This is a genomic window from Pannonibacter carbonis (assembly GCF_003012935.1).
Taxonomy (GTDB): Bacteria; Pseudomonadota; Alphaproteobacteria; order Rhizobiales; family Stappiaceae; genus Pannonibacter; species Pannonibacter carbonis.
The window spans coordinates 336,115-354,969 of record NZ_PUDR01000002.1; the positions used below are offsets into that span (position 1 = coordinate 336,115).

Genomic DNA, 18,855 nt, shown 5'->3' on the forward strand with positions numbered 1-18,855 from the left:
CCGTGCGCCACTCGCCTCCCCAGGCACAACCTCACCAGGCGCCACCCAACCAAGCGCCGGACCAGCAAGCGCCGCCGCAGCCTCTCCCCGTCATCCCCGCCTCGTGCGGGGATCCTCTAACCACCTGACTTTGTTGATCAATATCCACCGCGGTCCCGACCTTGAGCCGGGACCTGTTCTTGTGTCAGCCGTTTCGCAAATGCCGCAGCACCGCGCCAACCAACGGCCTGTCCACGAGTACCGGATCCCCGCACAAGGCGGGGATGACCGCTGTGCGGATGACCAGCCCCCCCCCTCACGCCGCTTCGCTGCCCTCATAGCCCAGCTTGCCATTCAGCTTGGCGATCAGGTCGATGGCGGCTTCGGCGATGACGGTGCCGGGGGGGAAGATGGCGGTGGCGCCAGCAGCATAGAGGGCGTCATAGTCCTGCGGCGGCACGACGCCGCCGACGACGATCATGATGTCCTCACGCCCTTCAGCAGCGAGCGCTGCCTTCAGCGCCGGCACTAGGGTCAGGTGACCGGCGGCGAGCGAGGAGACGCCGACCACGTGGACGTCGTTTTCCACCGCCTGGCGCGCGGCCTCTTCCGGGGTTGCGAAGAGCGGGCCGATGTCAACGTCGAAGCCGAGGTCGGCGAAGGCCGAGGCGATCACCTTCTGGCCGCGGTCATGGCCGTCCTGGCCCATCTTGGCGACCAGGATGCGCGGCCGGCGGCCGTCGTTTTCCTCAAAGCGTTCAACGAGATGCTGCACGCGTGCGACCTTGTCCGACATGGCGCCGGCCTCCCGCTTGTAGACGCCCGAAATCGAGCGGATCTCGGCCTTGTGGCGGCCGAAGACCTGTTCCATGGCGAGGCTGATCTCGCCCACCGTCGCCTTGGCCCGCGCCGCCTTGATCGACAGATCGAGGAGGTTGCCGGCGCCCTCGCGGGCGGCCTCGGTGAGGGCGGCAAGGGCGGCCTCGGTCACGGCAGGGTCCCGCTCGGCCTTGAGGCGCTGCAGCTTCTCGATCTGGCGGGCGCGCACTTCGGCGTTGTCGACCTTGAGGACCTCGATCGGCTCCTCGCTGACCGGCTTGAACTTGTTGACGCCGACCACGGTCTGCGCGCCGCTGTCGATCCGCGCCTGGGTCTTGGCGGCGGCCTCCTCGATGCGCAGCTTCGGGATGCCCTTCTCGATGGCCTTGGCCATGCCACCGAGGCTTTCCACCTCGGCAATATGGGCGAGCGCCTTCTGGGCGAGGTCATTGGTCAGCTTCTCGACATAGAACGAGCCGCCCCAGGGATCGATCACGGCGCAGGTGCCGCTCTCCTGCTGCAGGAACAGCTGGGTGTTGCGGGCGATGCGGGCGGAGAAGTCGGTCGGCAGGGCGAGCGCCTCGTCAAGCGCGTTGGTGTGCAGCGACTGGGTGTGACCCTGGGTTGCAGCCATCGCCTCGACGGAGGTGCGGATGACGTTGTTGTAGACGTCCTGCGCGGTCAGCGACCAGCCGGAGGTCTGGGAATGGGTGCGCAGGGACAGGGATTTGTCGCTTCTGGGCGCGAAATTGTCCGCCATCAGCTTTGACCAGATCAGGCGTGCCGCGCGCAGCTTGGCGACCTCCATGAAGAAGTTCATGCCGATGGCCCAGAAGAAGGACAGGCGCGGCGCGAACTGGTCGATGTCCATGCCGGCGGCCACACCGGCGCGGGCATATTCGATGCCGTCGGCAATGGTATAGGCCAGCTCCAGATCCGCCGTCGCCCCGGCTTCCTGCATGTGATAACCGGAGATCGAGATGGAATTGAACTTCGGCATGTTCTGCGAGGTATAGGCAAAAATATCCGAAATGATCCGCATCGACGGGGCGGGCGGATAGATGTAGGTATTGCGGACCATGAACTCCTTCAGGATATCGTTCTGGATCGTTCCTGAAAGAAGGTTCTGGGCAACGCCCTGTTCTTCGGCTGCGACAATATAGAGCGCCAGAACCGGCAGAACGGCGCCGTTCATGGTCATGGAGACGCTCATCTGGTCCAGCGGGATGCCGGAGAACAGCGTGCGCATGTCGAAAATACTGTCGATGGCAACGCCCGCCATGCCGACGTCGCCGGCAACACGCGGATGGTCGCTGTCATAGCCGCGGTGGGTGGCCAGGTCGAAGGCGACCGAGAGCCCCTTCTGCCCGGCCGCCAGATTGCGGCGGTAGAAGGCGTTGGAATCCTCTGCTGTCGAGAAGCCGGCATACTGGCGGATGGTCCAGGGCTGCTGCACATACATCGTCGGATAGGGCCCGCGCAGGAAAGGCGGCAGGCCGGGATAGCTGTCAACATGACTCAGCCCGGCTATCGCATCCGGGCCGATAACCGGTGCAACATCAATACCTTCCGGCGTGGTCCAGGTGCTGGCGGCGGCCGGGTCAGCCGGACGGGAGACGGCCGGCAGCGGCAGGCGGGAATAGTCCGGAATGCGGCTCATGACAGGCTCTCCCCGGCTTCAGCAGCGGCAAGGCCAAGGCCGAGCCTTGCGTGAATGTCTTTCAACAGATCAAGGATATCGCAGCCTTCATAGAGGAAGGTCGTGACGCCGGCCGCACGCAAGTCCGCCTCAAGTTCTCCCGGTTTTCCGGCCAGCAGCAGGGTCTCTGCCCCGGCCGATTTCAGGGCCTCAGCTGCGGATATCGCGCTGTCGGCATAGATCCGGTCGGAGGAGACGAGACAGGCGATGCGGGCACCGCTGGCCGTGAAAGCCTCGGCAAGCGCTTGAATATCCTCGACTTCCTCGCCGCCTGGTGTCCGCAGCCCGCCGGCCTCCAGCACGTTGCGGGTCCAGGTGGCGCGGGCAGTGAATTGTGCGACCGGGCCAAAGGTTGCCAGGAACACGGCCGCTTGCCGGGGATCAACCACGGCAGCTGCGTCGCGCAGCTTTTCGTAAGGTTCTGCAATACGATAGACGGGCAGCGTCGCGATCCGCAGCGGCTCGACCGGCGGACGCGACGCGGTGATATCGATGAGGCTGGCCCCCTGCTTGAGGGCCTCGGTCACCGCTCCCAGCAACTCTCCCTGTCCCGGCACCGGAAGGTCGATATGCCGAAAGGCGGGGAAGACATCATCGGCCTCGGCGGCCAGAACGCGCACCGGGGCTTCGGTGATGTTGGGGAAGGTGCTGACACCGGTGATCGGCATGCGGCGGGTGGCGATGCGCTTGTCCCGCGCGGCCCGCGCCTCGCCGATCGCCCGCTGCGGCAGACCGGATTTCAGCGCCGCGATCAGACCACCTTCGGCCTCGACCGTCCGGAACAGGCTCCAGGCTGCGGCAGCCAGCTCCTCGGTGCGCGCCTCCACCGCTCCGGAGCCGGCACCTGGATCGGCGACCCGGTGCAGATTGCTTTCCTCGATCAGGATCGCCTGGGTGTTGCGCGCCACCCTGCGGGCAAAAGCATCTGGCAGACCAAGGGCTTGCGTGAAGGGCAACACCGTCACGCTGTCCGCTCCGCCAACACCGGCCGCAAAGGCGGCCACGCTGGCGCGCAGCATGTTCACGTAAGGATCTGCCCGGCTCATCATGCGCCAGGACGTTTCCATATGCAGGCGGGCCGCAACATCCGGCAGGCCCGCGGCGTGCAGCACCGCGGCCCAAAGCCGGCGGGCCGCACGGGCCTTGGCAATGGTTCCGAACTGGTCGGCATCAGCCACCAGCGTCAGGCCGACGAGACCGGGAAGATCGGCATAGTCGATCCCGGCGGCCTCGAGGTCCCGGAAATAGGTGACGGCGGCGGCCAGGGTGAAGGCCAGTTCCTGCGCCTGGGTCGCGCCACGGTCATGCCAGAGCCGTCCGTCTGCATTCAGGATCGAGGCCGTCAGCCCGCGGTTGCGGCAGAAGCCGACAAGATCGAGCATCCGGCGCTGCAGCATGTCGATGCCGCTGCGCAGGACACCGGTGTGAACCAGCTTTCCGATGTAGTCGCTGTTTGAGATGACATGCAGGCTGGCCGGGTCGTAGCCGCGCCTTTCCGCGTGTGCGATCAGCAGCGCAAGGGCGGAGGAGGTTTCGTATCCCCCGTCCAGCCGGACTTCGATGAGGTCAAGCATGACCCCTTCGAGCAGCCGGTCGAAGGCGCCGATGTCCTGCCCGGCAATGCCGAAACCGCGCGCATGCGACGAGGACGCGAGGACAAGGTCCAGACCGTCCGCACCACCTTCCAGATCCGCCAGAAGCAACTCGTTGGCCACGGCCACATCGGGATGATCGACCCGCTGGATGATCCGCCAGGGCTGCCCCGCCGCTCGGCCCTGCTGCGGCGGGACATCCTTTCGGCGCTGATACAGCGGGGCAACGGCCAACCCGTCTTCCGTGTGCGAAGTCAACCGATCCCGCGGAGCGCCTTTCAGCGCCCGGTCCACCGCTTCAAACCAGCGGCTTTCGTCCGCCGCACCGTCAGACTGAAGTTCTGCCACTGTCGTCCGCTCCTTGCATTCCAGCTTTTATTCCACCCCGGGCAGGTTGGTGCAAGTTAGGCAAAAGGGGGGAGCGCCGGCCATTTTCCACAGACGCAACCCAGAGACGTACCAATTGGTATTGTCAAATTCCGCCATAGAAGTCTCAAAAATTGGCGGGATTTGGCAACATTGTTCGACATAATACGGTTGGTATTTTTATGGTTTATGCGGTAGAACAAAAACTGCCGCAACGGCAAGCCTCGAAGTTGCAATGGGACGGACAACAAGTCTGGTTCGTTGCGATGGGGCACACAGGTTCGGGTAGCCGCCCATCATAACAACACGGCACCAGAGCCTGCGACCTCATCGGGGTCAACCCGCCTCTTCCGGGAGGCGAGACAACACAAGCAGCCTTGAGCTGCGGATAAAAATGGATGTGCACACATGTTGGATGAAGCTGAACTCAGCACGCAGTTGCGTACAATTTCCGAAGCCGGGTCTGCCCAGCTCGTTCTCGACATTCTCGAGGCCAATCTGCGCCGCGTCGGTGCGACCCATGTGCTGGTCACCGGCCTGCCGATGCCCAAGCGACCGATCGAGAGCCTCGTCCAGCGCATTCGCTGGCCCGATACGCGGGGCGGCAGCACCGACAATGTTTCATTGACCGCCGGCGACAGCGCGCTGTTTCTTGGCCTTGCCTCGAACCGCGCTTCGGTCTGGACTGTGACGGCCGGGGACATGGAGCATTCGCGGCTTCTGGCGGCGACGGGTGAAGGCACCCAGATCATCATCATTCCGGCCACCGCGCTGCATCCGTTCCAGGCCTTTGCCTATTGCGCAGGTCCCAGCCTGAAGACGGACAAGTATACGCTCGCAGCGCTGGAGCTTCTGACCGACGCGGTGTTCGTCAAGCTCCAGGATATGGGTGTCGTGACCGCACAGCGCCCGGGTGCCCTCTCGGTTCGCGAACGCAAGGTGCTGGAATTGACCGCTTTCGGCAAGACCGCCAGCGAAATTGCCGAGTTGCTTGATATCTCGCAGCGCACGGTCCACGCCCACCTGCAGAACGCCAGCGTCAAGCTCAACGCGACGAACAAGACCCACACCGTGGTCGAGGCCCTGCGCTACGGTCAGATCCGCGTCTGAACTCAAGCGTTTGATAAACCAGTGATCAAGGCCTGCAGCAAGCTGCAGGCCTTCCAGCCTTTGACAAACCCGTCGAACATTCGGCGGGTTTTGTTTTGTGTATTGGTCCAGATCGTTGTGCCGGATTGCGGAGCGGCGGGACGGAATAGCTTTCGCGCATGCGGTTGGTCAGATCCGGGTCCACCTTCGGTCGCCGATGGACCGGACTGCCGCTTTGCTGTGGACCGGCAAGGCAGCAGGGAACAGCGCTGCGCCGGCGCGCAGGAGCGCCGGCGGAAAAATAGAGCAACGCGGTCAGCGGGCGATCTGGAGGATTGTGTGGCCGCGCGCGTTGAGGAAGGCGATCTGGCCTTCGCGATACTCGTAGCTTTGAACCGCGTCCATGGCCCCTGCGAGACGCTGCTCGAACCGCTGCAGGACGGTGTCGCACCGCATCCGTGTCATCATGGCGGGCGCAAAGGTGGCGCGCTGCCCGCGCAGGGTCAGGCGGCTGCCGATGGTGTTGCAGCCGGCAGTGATGGAGACGGTCATGTCGCGGGCAATGATGAAGCGGACATCGGTGCCGCGCGGGGCGCTGACGCGACGGCCGTCGGGTGTGGTGACCCAGACCTGACGCCAGGTGCCGGCCCATTCGACCTGCGGACGGTCCGGCCGCTGGGCCTGGGGCCGTTCGCCGACAGTGATAAGTCGCAGCTGGGTCTGGAAATTGCGGATATCGGCGGTGGCGGCGAGACGGCCGGAGGCGTCAAGCTCGACAAACTTGCCGTTCTGCAGCGAGCGCAGCGAGAAGGTATCGCCACCAGCGCTGTCGAGGACAAAAGTCTCCCAGCCCCGGATATGCGGACTGCCGCTGGCCAGCAGCGTCTGCTGGCCAACCCCGGCGCGGACATAGCTGCCGTCGCTGGCCCGGAGGGCGATCCGGCGGCCCTCGAGGCGCACGATCTCGAACCGGGCCGCATTGCGCGTGTTGCCGACGGCCGCGAGGATGCCGCCCGACTGTAGCGTCACGTTGTTATTGGACGAGGCCCACTGGATCACCACGTCGGCCATCGCGGGGGCGCCGAGCGACAGTGTGACTACGGCGGCGGCAATCAAGGTCCTGAAGGTCTGGAAGGTCATCTTGCGGCTCCATGCTGAAGGTGAGTGTCCGGCAAGACTTTACCGACGTCGATTGAATTTACGCTGAGGCAGGCGTTCATCGCCCGTTCATGGCCGAGAAACGCTCACCCCATCACCGCCGCCAGCCGCTCCAGCACGCCCGGCATCATGGTGTGCGGGGTGTTGAAGCGCATGTAGGCGTCGGCGGTGCGGGTGGGGCTGAAGACGTTGCCGGGGGCAAGGACGAGGGGCGTCAGGCTTGCCCGCGCGCGCTCGGCCAGCGCGGTGGCGGACGGGGCCCCGGGGTGGTCTTGTGACTGGCCTTCTGACTGGGGCTCTGGAATGCCTTCTGGCAGGCGGCACCAGAGGTAGAAGCCGCCGCGCGGCATCAGGGCGGGGGTGAAGCCGAGGCGGGCGAGGGCGTGGGCGGCGTCGCGGCGGCTGCGCTCGAGACGGCGGCGCAGGTCCTCCACATGCTTGCGATAGGTGCCGCCGGTCAGGACCTCGGCAATCAGCTCGGCGGCAAGCGGGCTGGGGCCGCCGAAGCGGGTGGCGATCTGCAGGTCGGTCAACGCCTCGATCCAGTCCGGCGGGGCGACGATGTAGCCGCAGCGCACCGAGGCGGACAGGGTCTTGGAAAAGCTGCCGATGCGGATCACGCGCTTGAGGCCATCGAGGGCGGCGAGGCGGACGGAGCGTTCCGGCTCCAGATCGGCGAAGATGTCGTCCTCGACGATCGTCATGCCGGCCGCCCCGGCGGCGACGAGGATGCGGTGCGCCACCGCCGGGGACAGGGTTGCGCCGGTCGGATTGTGCAGGGCGGAATTGGTGAGATAGAGCCGGGGCTTCTCGGCGGCGAGCACCGCCTCGAAGGCGGCAGGATCCGGGCCGGTGCCCGTGTAGGGCACGCTGACAAGCCGCACCTGATGCGCCTTCAGCAGCGCCTGGAAGTTGAAGTAGCAGGGATCATCGACCAGCACAGTGTCGCCGGGCGACAGCTGCAGCCGGCAGACGAGATCCAGCGCCTCGGTGCCCGATCCGGTGAGCGCGAGATGGCCGGGGCCGACCTCCAGTCCTTCCTCGGCGAGGCGGGCGAGCAGCAGGCGGCGCAGCCGCGCGGAACCCCGGCTGCCGCCATAGTCCGTGAGCACGCCGGTTTCGGCCCGGGCAAGCTGGCGCAGGCCCCGTCGGAGCGCGGCCTCCGGCATCCAGTCGGGCGGCAGCCAGCCGCAGCCGGGCTTGGGCACGCTGTCATCGGCCTCCAGCGCCAGCCGCGACACCCAGAACGGATCGACCGCCCGTGCTGCGGGAGCGGGGTCGGCGAGCTGCAAGGGCGGCAGCGCCTGCCCGGCGACGAAGAAGCCGGAGCCGCGCCGGGCGCGGATCAGCCCCTCGGCGGCGAGCCGGTCATAGGCCTCCACCACGGTGCCCGGCGAGACGGCGAGGGTCTCGGCCAGCCGGCGGATCGAGGGCAGCCGCTCGCCCGGGCCAAGGCTGCGGGCGGCAATCCGCGCGCGGATGGTGGCCATCACGGTCTCGGTGCGGCTCGGGACGGGTGCCAAGTGTATGGTCTCTGATGCTGGTACAGTTTGACGGGATTGTATCAGTCTGTGTCTGGTCGTGGAAGGGGGAGGGGTGTTCTCTTGGGGGATGGTTGGTTGCGGAGCGGGCGTGCCGGGTTGCCCACAACCCTCACCCTGCCGGGTTGCCCCCCACCCCCAACCCCTCCCCACGGGGGGGAGGGGGGCATTGGGCGCTGTGCCCTCGGGCTTGGGTGAATAGGCACCGCCTCTCAGCTCCCCTCCCCCTCGTGGGGAGGGGGTTGGGGGTGGGGGGCGGCGGGACCGAGGGGTTCTATGACCGACGGATCTTTTGGGCTGGCGTGCTGCGTCCTTCAATGAAGGCCTGAGCGGGGGGGCACCCCTCACCCCTCCCCACGAGGGGGAGGGGGGCGGCAGGCGCCGTGCCTGGGGGTTTGGGGGGCATTCCAAAGGCTTGAAACAGGTGCGACAGGACAGGACACAGACATGCGCATGGGACTGGAAGGCTGGGGCAGCGGGCTTGTCGGGGTGGTGATCTTCAGTGGGTCGCTGCCGGCGACGCGGGTGGCGGTGCAGGGGTTTGAGCCGGTATTCCTGACCTCGGCGCGGGCGGTGATTGCGGCGCTCGTCGGGGCGCTGCTGCTGGTGCTCCTGCGGCAGAAGCGGCCGCAGCGGGCGGATCTGGTGCCGCTTGCCCTGGTCGCGGGCGGGGTGGTCGTGGGGTTTCCGCTCCTGACCGCCGTGGCGCTGCGCTCGATCACCTCGGCGCATTCGATCGTGTTCATCGGTTTGCTGCCCCTGGCGACGGCGCTGTTTGCGGTGCTGCGCGGCGGGGAGCGGCCGAAGCCGTTGTTCTGGCTGTTCTCCGGTCTCGGCAGCCTGGCGGTTGCAGGCTTTGCCCTGACGCAGAGTGGCGGCGGGGCAATCGAGGGCGATCTTCTGATGCTGGCGGCGGTGATCGTTTGCGGCCTTGGCTATGCGGAAGGGGCGAAGCTGTCGCGGCACCTGGGCGGCTGGCAGGTGATCAGCTGGGCGCTGATCCTGGCGCTGCCGGTGATGGCGGTGACGGGCGCGCTGAGCTTTCCTAAGGCGTTGGGCGACGTGACCGCTCCGGCCTGGCTGGGCCTTGCCTATGTGTCGCTGTTCAGCATGCTCATCGGCTTCATCTTCTGGTACCGGGGGCTGGCCATCGGCGGGACGGCGGCGGTTGGCCAGCTGCAGCTGATCCAGCCCTTCCTTGGACTGCTGCTGGCGGGACAGTTGCTCGGCGAAGCGGTGAGCCCGGCGATGGCCGCGGCAACGCTGGTCGTGGTGCTGTGCGTGGCAGGAGCGCGGCGGTTTGCCTGAATCAATCAGTTTTTCTTATCAAGACTAGTAGAACTTCCGACTTAAGGTGATCGGCGTAACGGGCTAGTGTCATCTCAGCGGCGTGGTTCGGGTGCAGCATTCAGCTGGGACCGAGAGGGGACGACACCCTCGGGACTGCGCGCAAGGTCACAGATGATCGGAGAGGACAATGGACGCGATTGACACCGGCAAGTCCGGCAAATGCCCCGTCATGCATGGAGGCCTGACTGCATCAGGCATGTCGAACATGGAGTGGTGGCCGAATGCCCTCAACCTCGACATTCTGCACCAGCATGACACAAAGACCAATCCGCTGGGCAAGGACTTCAACTACCGCGAGGCCGTAAAGAGCCTCGACGTTGCCGCGCTGAAGGCCGATCTCAAGGCGCTGCTCAAGGACAGCCAGGACTGGTGGCCCGCTGACTGGGGCCATTACGGCGGCCTGATGATCCGGATGGCGTGGCACGCAGCCGGCTCTTATCGCCTGGCCGACGGCCGTGGCGGTGGCGGCACCGGCAACCAGCGTTTTGCCCCTCTCAATTCCTGGCCGGACAACGCAAACCTCGACAAGGCACGCCGTCTGTTGTGGCCGCTGAAGAAGAAGTATGGCAACAAGCTGTCCTGGGCCGACCTGATTATCCTGGCGGGCACCGTTTCCTACGAGGACATGGGCCTTAAGACCTTCGGTTTCGCCTTTGGCCGTGCTGACATCTGGCATCCGGAGAAAGACGTTTACTGGGGCTCGGAAAAGCAGTGGCTTGCTCCGTCCGATGAGCGCTATGGCGACGTGTCCAAGCCGGACACGATGGAAAACCCGCTTGCTGCCGTGCAGATGGGCCTCATCTACGTCAATCCGGAAGGCGTCAACGGCAAGCCGGATCCGATGGCAACGGCAGCCCAGGTGCGCGAGACCTTCGCCCGCATGGCGATGAACGACGAGGAAACCGCAGCCCTGACCGCTGGCGGCCACACCGTCGGCAAGACTCATGGCAACGGCCGAGCCGAGAATCTTGGAGCGGATCCGGAAGGCGCCGATGTCGTGGAACAGGGGCTTGGCTGGATCAACCACAAGGGCCGTGGCATCGGGCGTGATACCGTGACATCCGGCATCGAAGGTGCCTGGACGACTCATCCGACCAAGTGGGACATGGGATATTTCGACCTTCTGTTCGGCTATGAATGGGAGCTCAAGAAGTCACCGGCCGGTGCCTGGCAGTGGATGCCGGTTGACATCAAGGAAGAGCACATGCCGGCGGACGTCGAGGATCCGTCAATCAAGTGCATGCCGATCATGACCGATGCAGACATGGCAATGAAGGTCGATCCGATCTATCGCGCCATCTGCGAAAAGTTCATGGCTGATCCAGAGTACTTCGATGACGTCTTCGCCCGCGCCTGGTTCAAGCTGACCCACCGCGACATGGGCCCGCGCGTGCGCTACATCGGCCCGGACGCCCCGAAGGAAGACTTGATCTGGCAGGATCCGATCCCGGCTGGCCCGAAGAACTACGACATCGGCGCGCTGAAGGCGAAGATCGCCGCGTCCGGCCTGTCGGTGGCTGACTTGGTCGCCACCGCCTGGGACAGTGCCCGCACCTACCGCGGGTCCGACATGCGCGGCGGCGCAAATGGTGCCCGCATCCGTCTGGCACCGCAGAAGGACTGGGAAGGCAACGAGCCGGCGCGTCTCGCCAAGGTTCTGGCCGTCCTGGAACCGCTGGCGGCTGAATTCGGCGCGAGCGTTGCGGATGTGATCGTGCTGGCCGGCAACGTCGGCATCGAGAAGGCCGCCAAGGCTGCCGGCTTCGCTGTCGAGGTGCCGTTTGCCGATGGCCGCGGTGACGCAACCGACGCCATGACCGACGCAGACTCCTTCAAGGTGCTGGAACCGATCCATGACGGCTTCCGCAACTGGGTGAAGAAGGACTACGTGGTCAGCCCGGAAGAGCTGCTGCTCGACCGTGCCCAGCTGATGGGCCTGACGGCTGCGGAAATGACCGTGCTGCTGGGTGGCCTGCGCGTGCTCGGCACCAACTACGCCGGCGCCAAGCATGGCGTGTTCACGGCCCGGGAAGGTCAGCTGACGACGGACTTCTTCGTCAACCTGACGGACATGGCCAACACCTGGAACCCGACCGGAAAGAACCTCTACGAGATCCGCGACCGCAAGAGCGGTGCAGTGAAGTGGACGGCCACCCGCGTCGACCTGGTGTTCGGATCGAACTCGATCCTGCGCGCCTATGCGGAAGTCTACGCCCAGGATGACGCGCAAGAGAAGTTCGTGAAGGACTTCGTCGCCGCCTGGGTCAAGGTGATGAACGCCGACCGCTTCGACCTCGCCGCCTGAGTGGCTCAAGGTCAGATCGTGACAAGGAACGCCGCACCCGAAAGGGCGCGGCGTTCAGGTTTCTGCCCGAGCCTCGCTCGTCATCAACTCTGTTGTTGTGCGTTGTCCCTGATCCTTGCGTTGAGTATGACGATGATCTTTCGCATGAGGGCGGCGATTGCGAGGATTGGCTTCTTCCCGTTGTTGATAAGCCTTTGATAGACCTCTTTTAATGGCCCGTTTGCGCGGCTTGCGGATAAGGCTGCCATGAAGAGGGCCGGCTTGACGGTGGAGCGTCCGCCATGCATCCGGCGATATCCCTTGAGGGTCCCGCTGTCCTTCGGATGCGGGGCGACCCCGGCGAGGCTTGCGGCCTGGCGCCGGTCCATCGTTCCCAGTTCCGGCATGGTTGCGGCGAGGGTGATGGCGGTGCGCTTGCCCACGCCCGGCAGGGAGCAGCTGACCTCGATCCGGCGGGCGAGCTGCGGCGAGGCGTCGACGAGCGCCTCGATGGCGGCGTCGATGGCCTCGATCTCGCGCAGGATCGCGCGCAGGATGACCTGGCAGGAGCGGCGGATGATCGCGATGCCAGGTCCCTCTCCGGGGATCTTTGAGCGGTTCTGCTCGGCCACCTTGAGGGCAAGAAGCTCCTGCCGGCGGGCATTGAGGCTGGCGAGCGTGCTCTAGGTCTCATCGGCCGGCGTGAACAGGGCGAGTGTCTTCCAGCGCTCCTCGCCATAGCGGGCCAGAGCCTGGGCATCGATGGCGTCTGTCTTGGCAAGACGGCCAAAGGACCGGCTGAATGCCTTGACCTTGACGGTATCGGCCCGGTGGCAGGCAAGGCCTGCTGCCGTCAGTTCGCCCACCAGCAGGCGCTCGTGGCCGCCGGTCGGCTCCAGCACGCACAGGCAGTCGGCCGACAGGCCTGCCAGCGCCTTGCGGATGCTGGCGGAGCGGTTGGGGAAGGTTGTGACACGGCCGGTGGCGGTGTCGAAGGCGGTGATGCTGTCCTTGGCGACATCGAAGCCGCAGACATGGGCGGGAGGCTGCTGCAGGGCGGGCATGGCCGTGCTATCCTTGACGTGCTTCGGATTGTTTGCGGGCGTGGGTGTCAGCCAGAGGCCCCGTCAACTCTCCAAGCGGGAAAAGGGAAGCGTCAGGGAGCCATGATGACAGCGGGTGAAAACCCGATCCCGGAGCGGTCGCCTGACGCTGAAGCTGCGGGTTAAGGGTCGCAGCTTCCCCTTTACCCTAGCACCACGGACAACAAACAATCCCGGACGAGAGCGAAGCGGAGATCCGGGACCGGAGAGCCAAGGTCTCTCAGGGATTCGCTCATTGAAATATTGAGGCCTCGACACTCCGGTCCCGGCTCTGCGCTTCGCTTGGCCGGGATGACGACGGTGAGGTCGAGGTCTACGATCAATCGCAAAGCTACGTCCGGCAGGGTGAGGCTTTATTGCTTGAGGTCAACCGATCCGAATGCGGTCGCGGCCGGCTTCCTTCGCGGCATAAAGCGCCTGGTCGGCACGGCGGACGATGGTCTCCCAGTCTGCATCCGCGCCGCCGGAAATGCCAAAGCTGGCGGTCAGCCGGATTGCGTATCCGTCCGGGGATTCCAGCTCGAGGGCCTTGATCGCCTTGCGCAGCTTGCGGGCAACGCAGGCAGCTTGTGCCTTTGTCTGACCAACAAGAAGCACGGCGAACTCCTCGCCTCCATAGCGGGCGACATGATCCTGGCTGCGCAAGGTGCGGCGCAGGACGGCACCAATTTCCCGCAGCACATCGTCGCCGACCGGGTGCCCGAAACAGTCGTTGATCGCCTTGAAGTGATCGATGTCGGCCAGGATCAGATGCGGCACGTCGGAACTGCGGGCGCCTTCGGCGAGGCGATGGCCGATGTCGTCAATGGTCCTGCGGTTGAGAAGCCCGGTCAGGCCGTCAGTGGTGGCCAGAAGATGCAATTCCTCGGTCATGCGCCGGCGTTCTGTCAACTTGTCGGCAACGATCGCCAGGGCGGAGTGGACGAGGCGGATCTCGGCGACGTGGCGCCGTGGCCGGGTCGGGAGCGGCGGTTGATCAAAGGCAAGGGCGATGATTGCCCGCGAGGCATCCAGCAGCGGATTGAAGATGTAATGCTGCATCGCCAGCACAAGGCCAGCGACCAGCAGAACTATCGCGAGCATCAGGGCCATTGACTGGACCATGCCGGTCCAGGCCGCCTGTTCCCTTTGCAGGTAGGTCAGGCGAATGTCCTCCATCAGTCCGGCCCGCAGCTGTTGCAGCGGCCGCATCGAGGCGACATAGGCCCGGGTAAAGGTGATCGCATCGATCACCGGACGCGTCTCTGTTGCGTCGAGCCCGAGTTGCTGGTCCCGCAAGGCAAGGCCCTTGATGAAAAAGTCCTGCCGCGTCCGGTCGAGGAGTTGGCCGAGCTCCGAATCAGGCGCGAGCGACGCGGCCAGGGGCTCCATAAGCATCCATGTTGCCAGCAGCCGGCCACGTACTTGCTGGCTCTCGATGACATGGCGACTGCGAATCGGCTCGCCGGTGACCAGAGGGGGAATGACAAAGGAGCCAAGCCGGCCAGCCTGCTCGCGCAGGTCCGCCAGCATCATGCCCTTGAACAGCACATCGATGAGATCCGGCTCGGCCTCGAGCGCGACGGCCATCCGCCAGCGCAGGACGGCCTCGAAGTGATCATGCACCTTGAACATTGCATCGATGCCTGCCTGGATATCTTCATAGCGGCGGCTGAGGCGGGGGCGCTCGCCCGCCATGGCGACAAGCCGTCTGGCGTTGGCCAGCTGATCGTGAACTTTTTCAATGAGTTCCGGGGGCACATGCGGGCCAATTTGGTCGAGGAGGGCGTCCGTTTCGGCTGCAGCTGCTTCCCAATCGGTACGATAGTTCGCGCGGACGCCATCGGGCGCGGCCATGTAGGAATTCGCCGGACCACGCTCCGCAGAGATGCGGGTTCCAGTCTCGAGGTAGCGCGCAAAGTCGGCGATCACATTGGCATGGATCCGGGATTGCTTCAGCTCGACATACCAGGACCGCGTCGACAGTCCGGCAAGGATCACCGTGCAACTGATCGTCAGGACCGCAAGGACCCACAAGTGGATCTTCAGGCCACTGGTTGCGGGATGCGTGGGGAGGCGACTGATCATGTGAAGCATACTGCCGCTGCGTGAGAAGAACGTGAAGCCGCAGTCTTACGTTTCCCCGCAGGAATTAACCATTGCGATTCCTGAGGGGGAGGTGTGATGGGAAAACTTGACTGATAGTGCAGAACTTAATGGGAAATCGAAGAAAAAATTTGACAAATAACGCCAGGTGAGGGGCGCGATCTTAGCCCCTTGTCAAAGGTTCATAGAGAAGAGGCTTGCTCCGACTGGGGCCGTCTCCAGGGACAGCGCTAGCTGACGTCCCTCACGCCATAGCACTCGGGCTTCGGCGATGGTGACATCCAGATCGTCGTGCAGCAGCAGCCGCGCCGGCAGGTCGGCATTGCTGGCAACGATGACGCCGATCCCATTGTCGAGCGTATCATAGATGGTGCAGTCCGCCAGCGGCTTGCAGGACAGATCGGTGAGCCGGCCGCCGCGCATACGGGATCGCGGAGCGGGGCGAAGCTGGCGGGCGCGGAACGGCGATGAAGCAGGGCGCGGCGGCATGGCGAAATCCCGGGTGAGGTGTCGCCGGGAACAAAGTTGAAAGGCGCCGGCCGGAGAGGATGCGTCCGGACTTAAGCCGCCAAGCTTGCGCGAGGCTGGCGAAAAGGCCCCAAACAGGGCGTCAGCCCTGTCCTTCCTCATGCTTGTAGATGAGGATGTCGCCAGGTTGGCAGTCGAGAACCTCGCAGATCTTCTCGAGGGTTTCAAAGCGGACTCCCTTGACCTTGCCGGATTTCAGCAAGGAGACGTTCTGCTCTGTGATGCCGATCTTTTCGGCAAGCTCCTTCGACCGCATCTTCCGGCGCGCGAGCATCACATCCAGCTCGATGATGATGGGCATGACAAGTCCTTCACACGAACTGCTGGTTTTCTTCATACGCAAGCGCGGCCTCCCGCATGACCCAGCCAAACAACAAGGTGAGTGGTCCAAAGACAAGGAACAGGATCTGACCGGCCTCAAGGGCAAACGAGATTTTTCTCTCGGCTTCGGGAAGATCGAAGGTCAGGATCCAGGATCCTATCGGATCGGCAAATATGTCGAGCAGCCCAAGTGCAAGCAGCCACCAGCCGGTCTCGACAATAAAGGACAGCGTGCGGCTCGAGAAGAAGTCCAGTCGGCCGAATTGTGCAAAGAGCTGTCTCAGTTTCCAGAGCAGCATCACAATCGCCCCGATACAGGCTGTCAGAAACAGAGCGATCAGGATGCGCTGTCCCAGACCGATGGTCATCAGTCCTCTGGAGACCTCGCCGATGTCGATTGTGTCCTCCGGGTCGAGTTCAACGAAGCTCGGCAGGATCAGGACAAACAGTATCAACAGGCCGCACAGCACACAGATCGCCGCCATGCCGGTCAAAATCCACTTGAGCCACATGGCCATCGTGCTGATGCGCTTCAGCCGGCGGGTGCGCTCGTCGTTCGTCTCTGGGGAATGCGCTGATGTCATGGTCGGCTTTCTGACAGTCTTTTGCAGTGTCGTCACTACAGGTCAAGCCAGGTTTTCGCAAGCTCGAAATATCGTGCTTGACAAAAAAATAAAAACAAGGCTTTTTCGAATTATCGTTTCGCAGTAAGAAATTGATGCGAACGACTTTATCGAGATCCACGGAGACGACCCTCCCATGCATTCCCTTATCCGTTCCCGGGCCACATTCGCCGGCATCCTTGCCTCCCCGCTGGTGCTGCTCCTTGGTGTCTGGGGCAGCAGCGCCCTGGCCGCCGACCTCGCCCAGCCGCTGCCGGATTACGACAGCTCCAGCGTCATCGAGACCCAGCGCAAGCGTAACCCGTTCGAGGGTGCCTATTTCGGTGTCGAGGCGGGCGTATCCGGCTCGGCCACCAAGACTGAGTTCGGTTCGACCAAGAAGACCAACTCGCGTGTCGATGCCGCGTTCGGCGCTTTCGCCGGTTACAACTGGCAGGTTTCCCGCGTCATCCTCGGCGTGGAAGGTTCCGCCACTTACCTCGGTGGCCAGCTCAAGTCACAGGTCACTGGCCTTGGGCAGGTGAAATCGTCCTCGCCCTACAGCTTCGGCGTCAAGGGTCGTATCGGTCTGCCGATCGACAACTTCATGCCGTACCTGTCGGTCGGTCTTGCTGCCACCCAGCACAGCTACCAGGTGCAAGGCTTCAAGGCCAAGCGGAGCATGCATCTGGGCACATCGGTCGGAGCTGGTCTTGAAGTGGCTCTGACCGACAACCTGCGCGCCCGCGCCGACTACACTCTCACCGCGATCGCGGCGGACAAGCACAAGTTCGACACCAAGACGGTGAAGGACTTTTCCGCCAATCATCGCCTGATGTTGGGCGTGGCCTACGCCTTCTGACCCACCCCGAAAGGTCAGTGGCCACACCCCGCAGGGCCGTCAGTGCCGTGACGGCCCGACCTGTCCTGCGTCCGGTTCACCCGCTATGCCCCATGCCCGAGCCGGACGCGGGACAGACCTTCTCGCCAATTGGCCTCGCGTTGAAAGACGCGGGGCCAATCGTCGTGCCGGAACTGGATCCGGCCTAGCCCAGAAGTGGCAGGCCTTTGAGGTCCGAGAGGACGGCTGCGGGGGCAAGATCCGGGTATTCGTCCGGCAGGCCCGCGCGGTTCATCCAGACGGTGCGGAAGCCATAGGCCTTGGCACCGGCAACGTCCCAGCGGTTTGACGACTGGAACGAGATCGCCTCCGGATAGACACGGAAGTGGTTGGTCACCATCTCGTAGACGCGCGGATCGGTCTTGTAGCTGCGCAAGATGTCGACGGAGAAGATCTCGTCGAGCAGCTCGGTGATCCCGGCCGCCTTGGCCGCAGCTTCCAGCATCGACGGCGTACCGTTGGACAGGATGGCGAGCCTTGCGCCGGACTGTTTCAGGGTGGTCAGCACCTCCGGCACTTCCGGATAGCAGTCCAGCGCCCAGTAGGCGTTGAGAAGATCGGCACGCAGGCCCCTGTCAGCGTCGGGAAACAGGGCGAAGGCGGTGTCGAGCGCCTGTTCGGTCAGCTGCCAGAAGTCCGCGTAACGCTGCATCAACGCGCGGACCCAGGAATACTCCAGCTGCTTCTGGCGCCAGACAAAGGAAAACTGCTGCGCCTGTGGCCCGAGTTTCTCGGCATGTTTGCGCACAGCGGCATGAACATCGAACAAGGTGCCATACGCATCAAAGACATAGGCCGAGTGGGCCATCATGGGGCTCCGTCAGGAAAGAGGCAGTCTGCCGAAAGTTTAGGCGGCAATAGATGACTACCCACAGACCATGACGTCAAGCAGATTGTGCATTGCACAAACAATTTTATGCGGAAAGCACAGGCGTTCAGCGCAATAAAATTACGCGATGCACGTAAGCCGGACCCCACGCCTGACGCGTTTGCGGGTGTCAGTCTAGCCCGGAAGTTTGAGGCTGCCGTCCGCCGCGAGGGGCCAGAACGGGTTGAAGGCAAGTTCCAGGAGATGGCCGTCGGGCGTGCGGACATAGGACGAGTAGCCGCCCCAGAAGACCTTTTCCGGCGGAACGACCGGTGTGGCCCCAGCCGCCAAGGCCCGGGCATAAGCGTCATCGACTTCGGCCTCGCTGGCCCCGTTCCAGGCGAGGGTGACGCCGGAGTGGGCACCGGCCGGGATTTCCGCTCCGATGTCGCGGGAAAGGGCCGTGCGCGGATAGAGCGCAAGGGCAAGACCCGGCAGCTGGTAGAAGGCGATGCCGTCCTGGCTTTCGCTGGAGGCGGTCCAGCCGAGGCCTTCCTCGAAGAAGCGGCGGCTGACGGCGAGATCCTCGACAGCGAGGGTGATCAGGGACAGGCGCTGCTGCATCGTCGA

16 protein-coding genes are annotated in these 18,855 nt (G+C 64.3%); 4 read left to right on the plus strand and 12 right to left on the minus strand.

The genetic code is table 11. The features are described 5' to 3' along the window. Window positions 1-295: 295 nt before the first annotated feature. Both scpA and C8348_RS03740 read right to left on the minus strand, forming a co-directional pair. Window positions 296-2,458 carry a methylmalonyl-CoA mutase gene (scpA, locus tag C8348_RS03735; RefSeq protein WP_106751914.1) on the minus strand — a complete coding sequence of 721 codons (2,163 nt, stop codon included), beginning with the start codon at window positions 2,456-2,458 and terminating at the stop codon, window positions 296-298. Next, window positions 2,455-4,437: a methylmalonyl-CoA mutase family protein gene (locus C8348_RS03740; protein ID WP_106751915.1), complete on the minus strand. Its 1,983-nt coding sequence runs from the start codon at window positions 4,435-4,437 to the stop codon at window positions 2,455-2,457. Before C8348_RS03740 ends, scpA begins: the two co-directional genes overlap by 4 nt. Before the next feature lie 426 nt (window positions 4,438-4,863). Between C8348_RS03740 and C8348_RS03745 the strand changes: the two genes are divergently transcribed. Next, the gene (locus C8348_RS03745; protein ID WP_106751916.1) at window positions 4,864-5,565 is read left to right on the plus strand and encodes a helix-turn-helix transcriptional regulator; all 702 of its coding nucleotides are present in this window, start codon (window positions 4,864-4,866) and stop codon (window positions 5,563-5,565) included. A 294-nt stretch (window positions 5,566-5,859) separates the two neighbouring features. Here the strand turns inward: C8348_RS03745 and C8348_RS03750 are convergent, their stop codons facing one another. Continuing rightward, window positions 5,860-6,684 (minus strand): META domain-containing protein, encoded by an 825-nt coding sequence (locus tag C8348_RS03750; protein WP_106751917.1) that lies wholly within the window; start codon window positions 6,682-6,684, stop codon window positions 5,860-5,862. Between the two features lie 104 nt (window positions 6,685-6,788). Beyond that, window positions 6,789-8,192, minus strand: coding sequence for an aminotransferase-like domain-containing protein (locus C8348_RS03755; protein WP_106751918.1), 1,404 nt, complete (start codon window positions 8,190-8,192; stop codon window positions 6,789-6,791). A gap of 498 nt (window positions 8,193-8,690) precedes the next feature. On the opposite strand from C8348_RS03755, the gene C8348_RS03760 reads away from it, so the two are divergent. Together C8348_RS03760 and katG are read left to right on the plus strand one after the other, a co-directional pair. Next, window positions 8,691-9,551, plus strand: a complete 861-nt coding sequence (locus C8348_RS03760) for a DMT family transporter (protein WP_208983518.1) — start codon at window positions 8,691-8,693, stop codon at window positions 9,549-9,551. Between the two features lie 169 nt (window positions 9,552-9,720). Then, window positions 9,721-11,898 carry a catalase/peroxidase HPI gene (gene katG / locus C8348_RS03765; protein ID WP_106751919.1) on the plus strand — a complete coding sequence of 726 codons (2,178 nt, stop codon included), beginning with the start codon at window positions 9,721-9,723 and terminating at the stop codon, window positions 11,896-11,898. An 83-nt stretch (window positions 11,899-11,981) separates the two neighbouring features. Here the strand turns inward: katG and C8348_RS22345 are convergent, their stop codons facing one another. From C8348_RS22345 to C8348_RS03790, 6 genes are all read right to left on the minus strand, one after another. After that, the gene (locus C8348_RS22345; protein ID WP_198646915.1) at window positions 11,982-12,509 is read right to left on the minus strand and encodes a transposase; all 528 of its coding nucleotides are present in this window, start codon (window positions 12,507-12,509) and stop codon (window positions 11,982-11,984) included. A gap of 51 nt (window positions 12,510-12,560) precedes the next feature. Beyond that, on the minus strand, window positions 12,561-12,941 hold the full coding sequence (locus C8348_RS22350) for an IS110 family transposase (protein WP_198646916.1): 381 nt from the start codon (window positions 12,939-12,941) through the stop codon (window positions 12,561-12,563). A 405-nt stretch (window positions 12,942-13,346) separates the two neighbouring features. Next, the gene (locus C8348_RS03775) at window positions 13,347-15,047 is read right to left on the minus strand and encodes a GGDEF domain-containing protein (RefSeq protein ID WP_157950372.1); all 1,701 of its coding nucleotides are present in this window, start codon (window positions 15,045-15,047) and stop codon (window positions 13,347-13,349) included. Window positions 15,048-15,239: 192 nt separating this feature from the next. Next, window positions 15,240-15,554 (minus strand): hypothetical protein, encoded by a 315-nt coding sequence (locus tag C8348_RS03780; protein WP_157950373.1) that lies wholly within the window; start codon window positions 15,552-15,554, stop codon window positions 15,240-15,242. 121 nt (window positions 15,555-15,675) lie between these two features. Beyond that, window positions 15,676-15,894, minus strand: a complete 219-nt coding sequence (locus C8348_RS03785) for a helix-turn-helix domain-containing protein (protein WP_106751922.1) — start codon at window positions 15,892-15,894, stop codon at window positions 15,676-15,678. A 10-nt stretch (window positions 15,895-15,904) separates the two neighbouring features. Then, window positions 15,905-16,498, minus strand: a complete 594-nt coding sequence (locus C8348_RS03790) for a hypothetical protein (protein WP_106751923.1) — start codon at window positions 16,496-16,498, stop codon at window positions 15,905-15,907. A 175-nt stretch (window positions 16,499-16,673) separates the two neighbouring features. On the opposite strand from C8348_RS03790, the gene C8348_RS03795 reads away from it, so the two are divergent. Continuing rightward, window positions 16,674-17,378 carry an outer membrane protein gene (locus C8348_RS03795; protein ID WP_106751924.1) on the plus strand — a complete coding sequence of 235 codons (705 nt, stop codon included), beginning with the start codon at window positions 16,674-16,676 and terminating at the stop codon, window positions 17,376-17,378. Between the two features lie 184 nt (window positions 17,379-17,562). On the opposite strand, the gene C8348_RS03800 is transcribed toward C8348_RS03795, so the two are convergent. Next, window positions 17,563-18,225, minus strand: a complete 663-nt coding sequence (locus C8348_RS03800) for a haloacid dehalogenase type II (protein WP_106751925.1) — start codon at window positions 18,223-18,225, stop codon at window positions 17,563-17,565. Between the two features lie 195 nt (window positions 18,226-18,420). Then, window positions 18,421-18,849 (minus strand): VOC family protein, encoded by a 429-nt coding sequence (locus C8348_RS03805; RefSeq protein ID WP_106752049.1) that lies wholly within the window; start codon window positions 18,847-18,849, stop codon window positions 18,421-18,423. Between the last annotated feature and the right edge of the window lie 6 nt (window positions 18,850-18,855).

Bases quoted from the DNA above. Each gene is read 5' to 3' on its own strand.
- C8348_RS03805 (WP_106752049.1), bottom strand. From the start codon at position 18,849: ATGCAGCAGCGCCTGTCCCTGATCACCCTCGCTGTCGAGGATCTCGCC.
- C8348_RS22350 (WP_198646916.1), bottom strand. From the start codon at position 12,941: ATGCCCGCCCTGCAGCAGCCTCCCGCCCATGTCTGCGGCTTCGATGTC.
- C8348_RS03755 (WP_106751918.1), bottom strand. From the start codon at position 8,192: ATGGCCACCATCCGCGCGCGGATTGCCGCCCGCAGCCTTGGCCCGGGC.
- C8348_RS03760 (WP_208983518.1), top strand. From the start codon at position 8,691: ATGCGCATGGGACTGGAAGGCTGGGGCAGCGGGCTTGTCGGGGTGGTG.
- C8348_RS03795 (WP_106751924.1), top strand. From the start codon at position 16,674: ATGCATTCCCTTATCCGTTCCCGGGCCACATTCGCCGGCATCCTTGCC.
- C8348_RS03745 (WP_106751916.1), top strand. From the start codon at position 4,864: ATGTTGGATGAAGCTGAACTCAGCACGCAGTTGCGTACAATTTCCGAA.
- C8348_RS03775 (WP_157950372.1), bottom strand. From the start codon at position 15,047: ATGATCAGTCGCCTCCCCACGCATCCCGCAACCAGTGGCCTGAAGATC.
- C8348_RS03790 (WP_106751923.1), bottom strand. From the start codon at position 16,498: ATGACATCAGCGCATTCCCCAGAGACGAACGACGAGCGCACCCGCCGG.
- scpA (WP_106751914.1), bottom strand. From the start codon at position 2,458: ATGAGCCGCATTCCGGACTATTCCCGCCTGCCGCTGCCGGCCGTCTCC.
- C8348_RS03785 (WP_106751922.1), bottom strand. From the start codon at position 15,894: ATGCCCATCATCATCGAGCTGGATGTGATGCTCGCGCGCCGGAAGATG.
- katG (WP_106751919.1), top strand. From the start codon at position 9,721: ATGGACGCGATTGACACCGGCAAGTCCGGCAAATGCCCCGTCATGCAT.
- C8348_RS03750 (WP_106751917.1), bottom strand. From the start codon at position 6,684: ATGACCTTCCAGACCTTCAGGACCTTGATTGCCGCCGCCGTAGTCACA.
- C8348_RS03780 (WP_157950373.1), bottom strand. From the start codon at position 15,554: ATGCCGCCGCGCCCTGCTTCATCGCCGTTCCGCGCCCGCCAGCTTCGC.
- C8348_RS03800 (WP_106751925.1), bottom strand. From the start codon at position 18,225: ATGGCCCACTCGGCCTATGTCTTTGATGCGTATGGCACCTTGTTCGAT.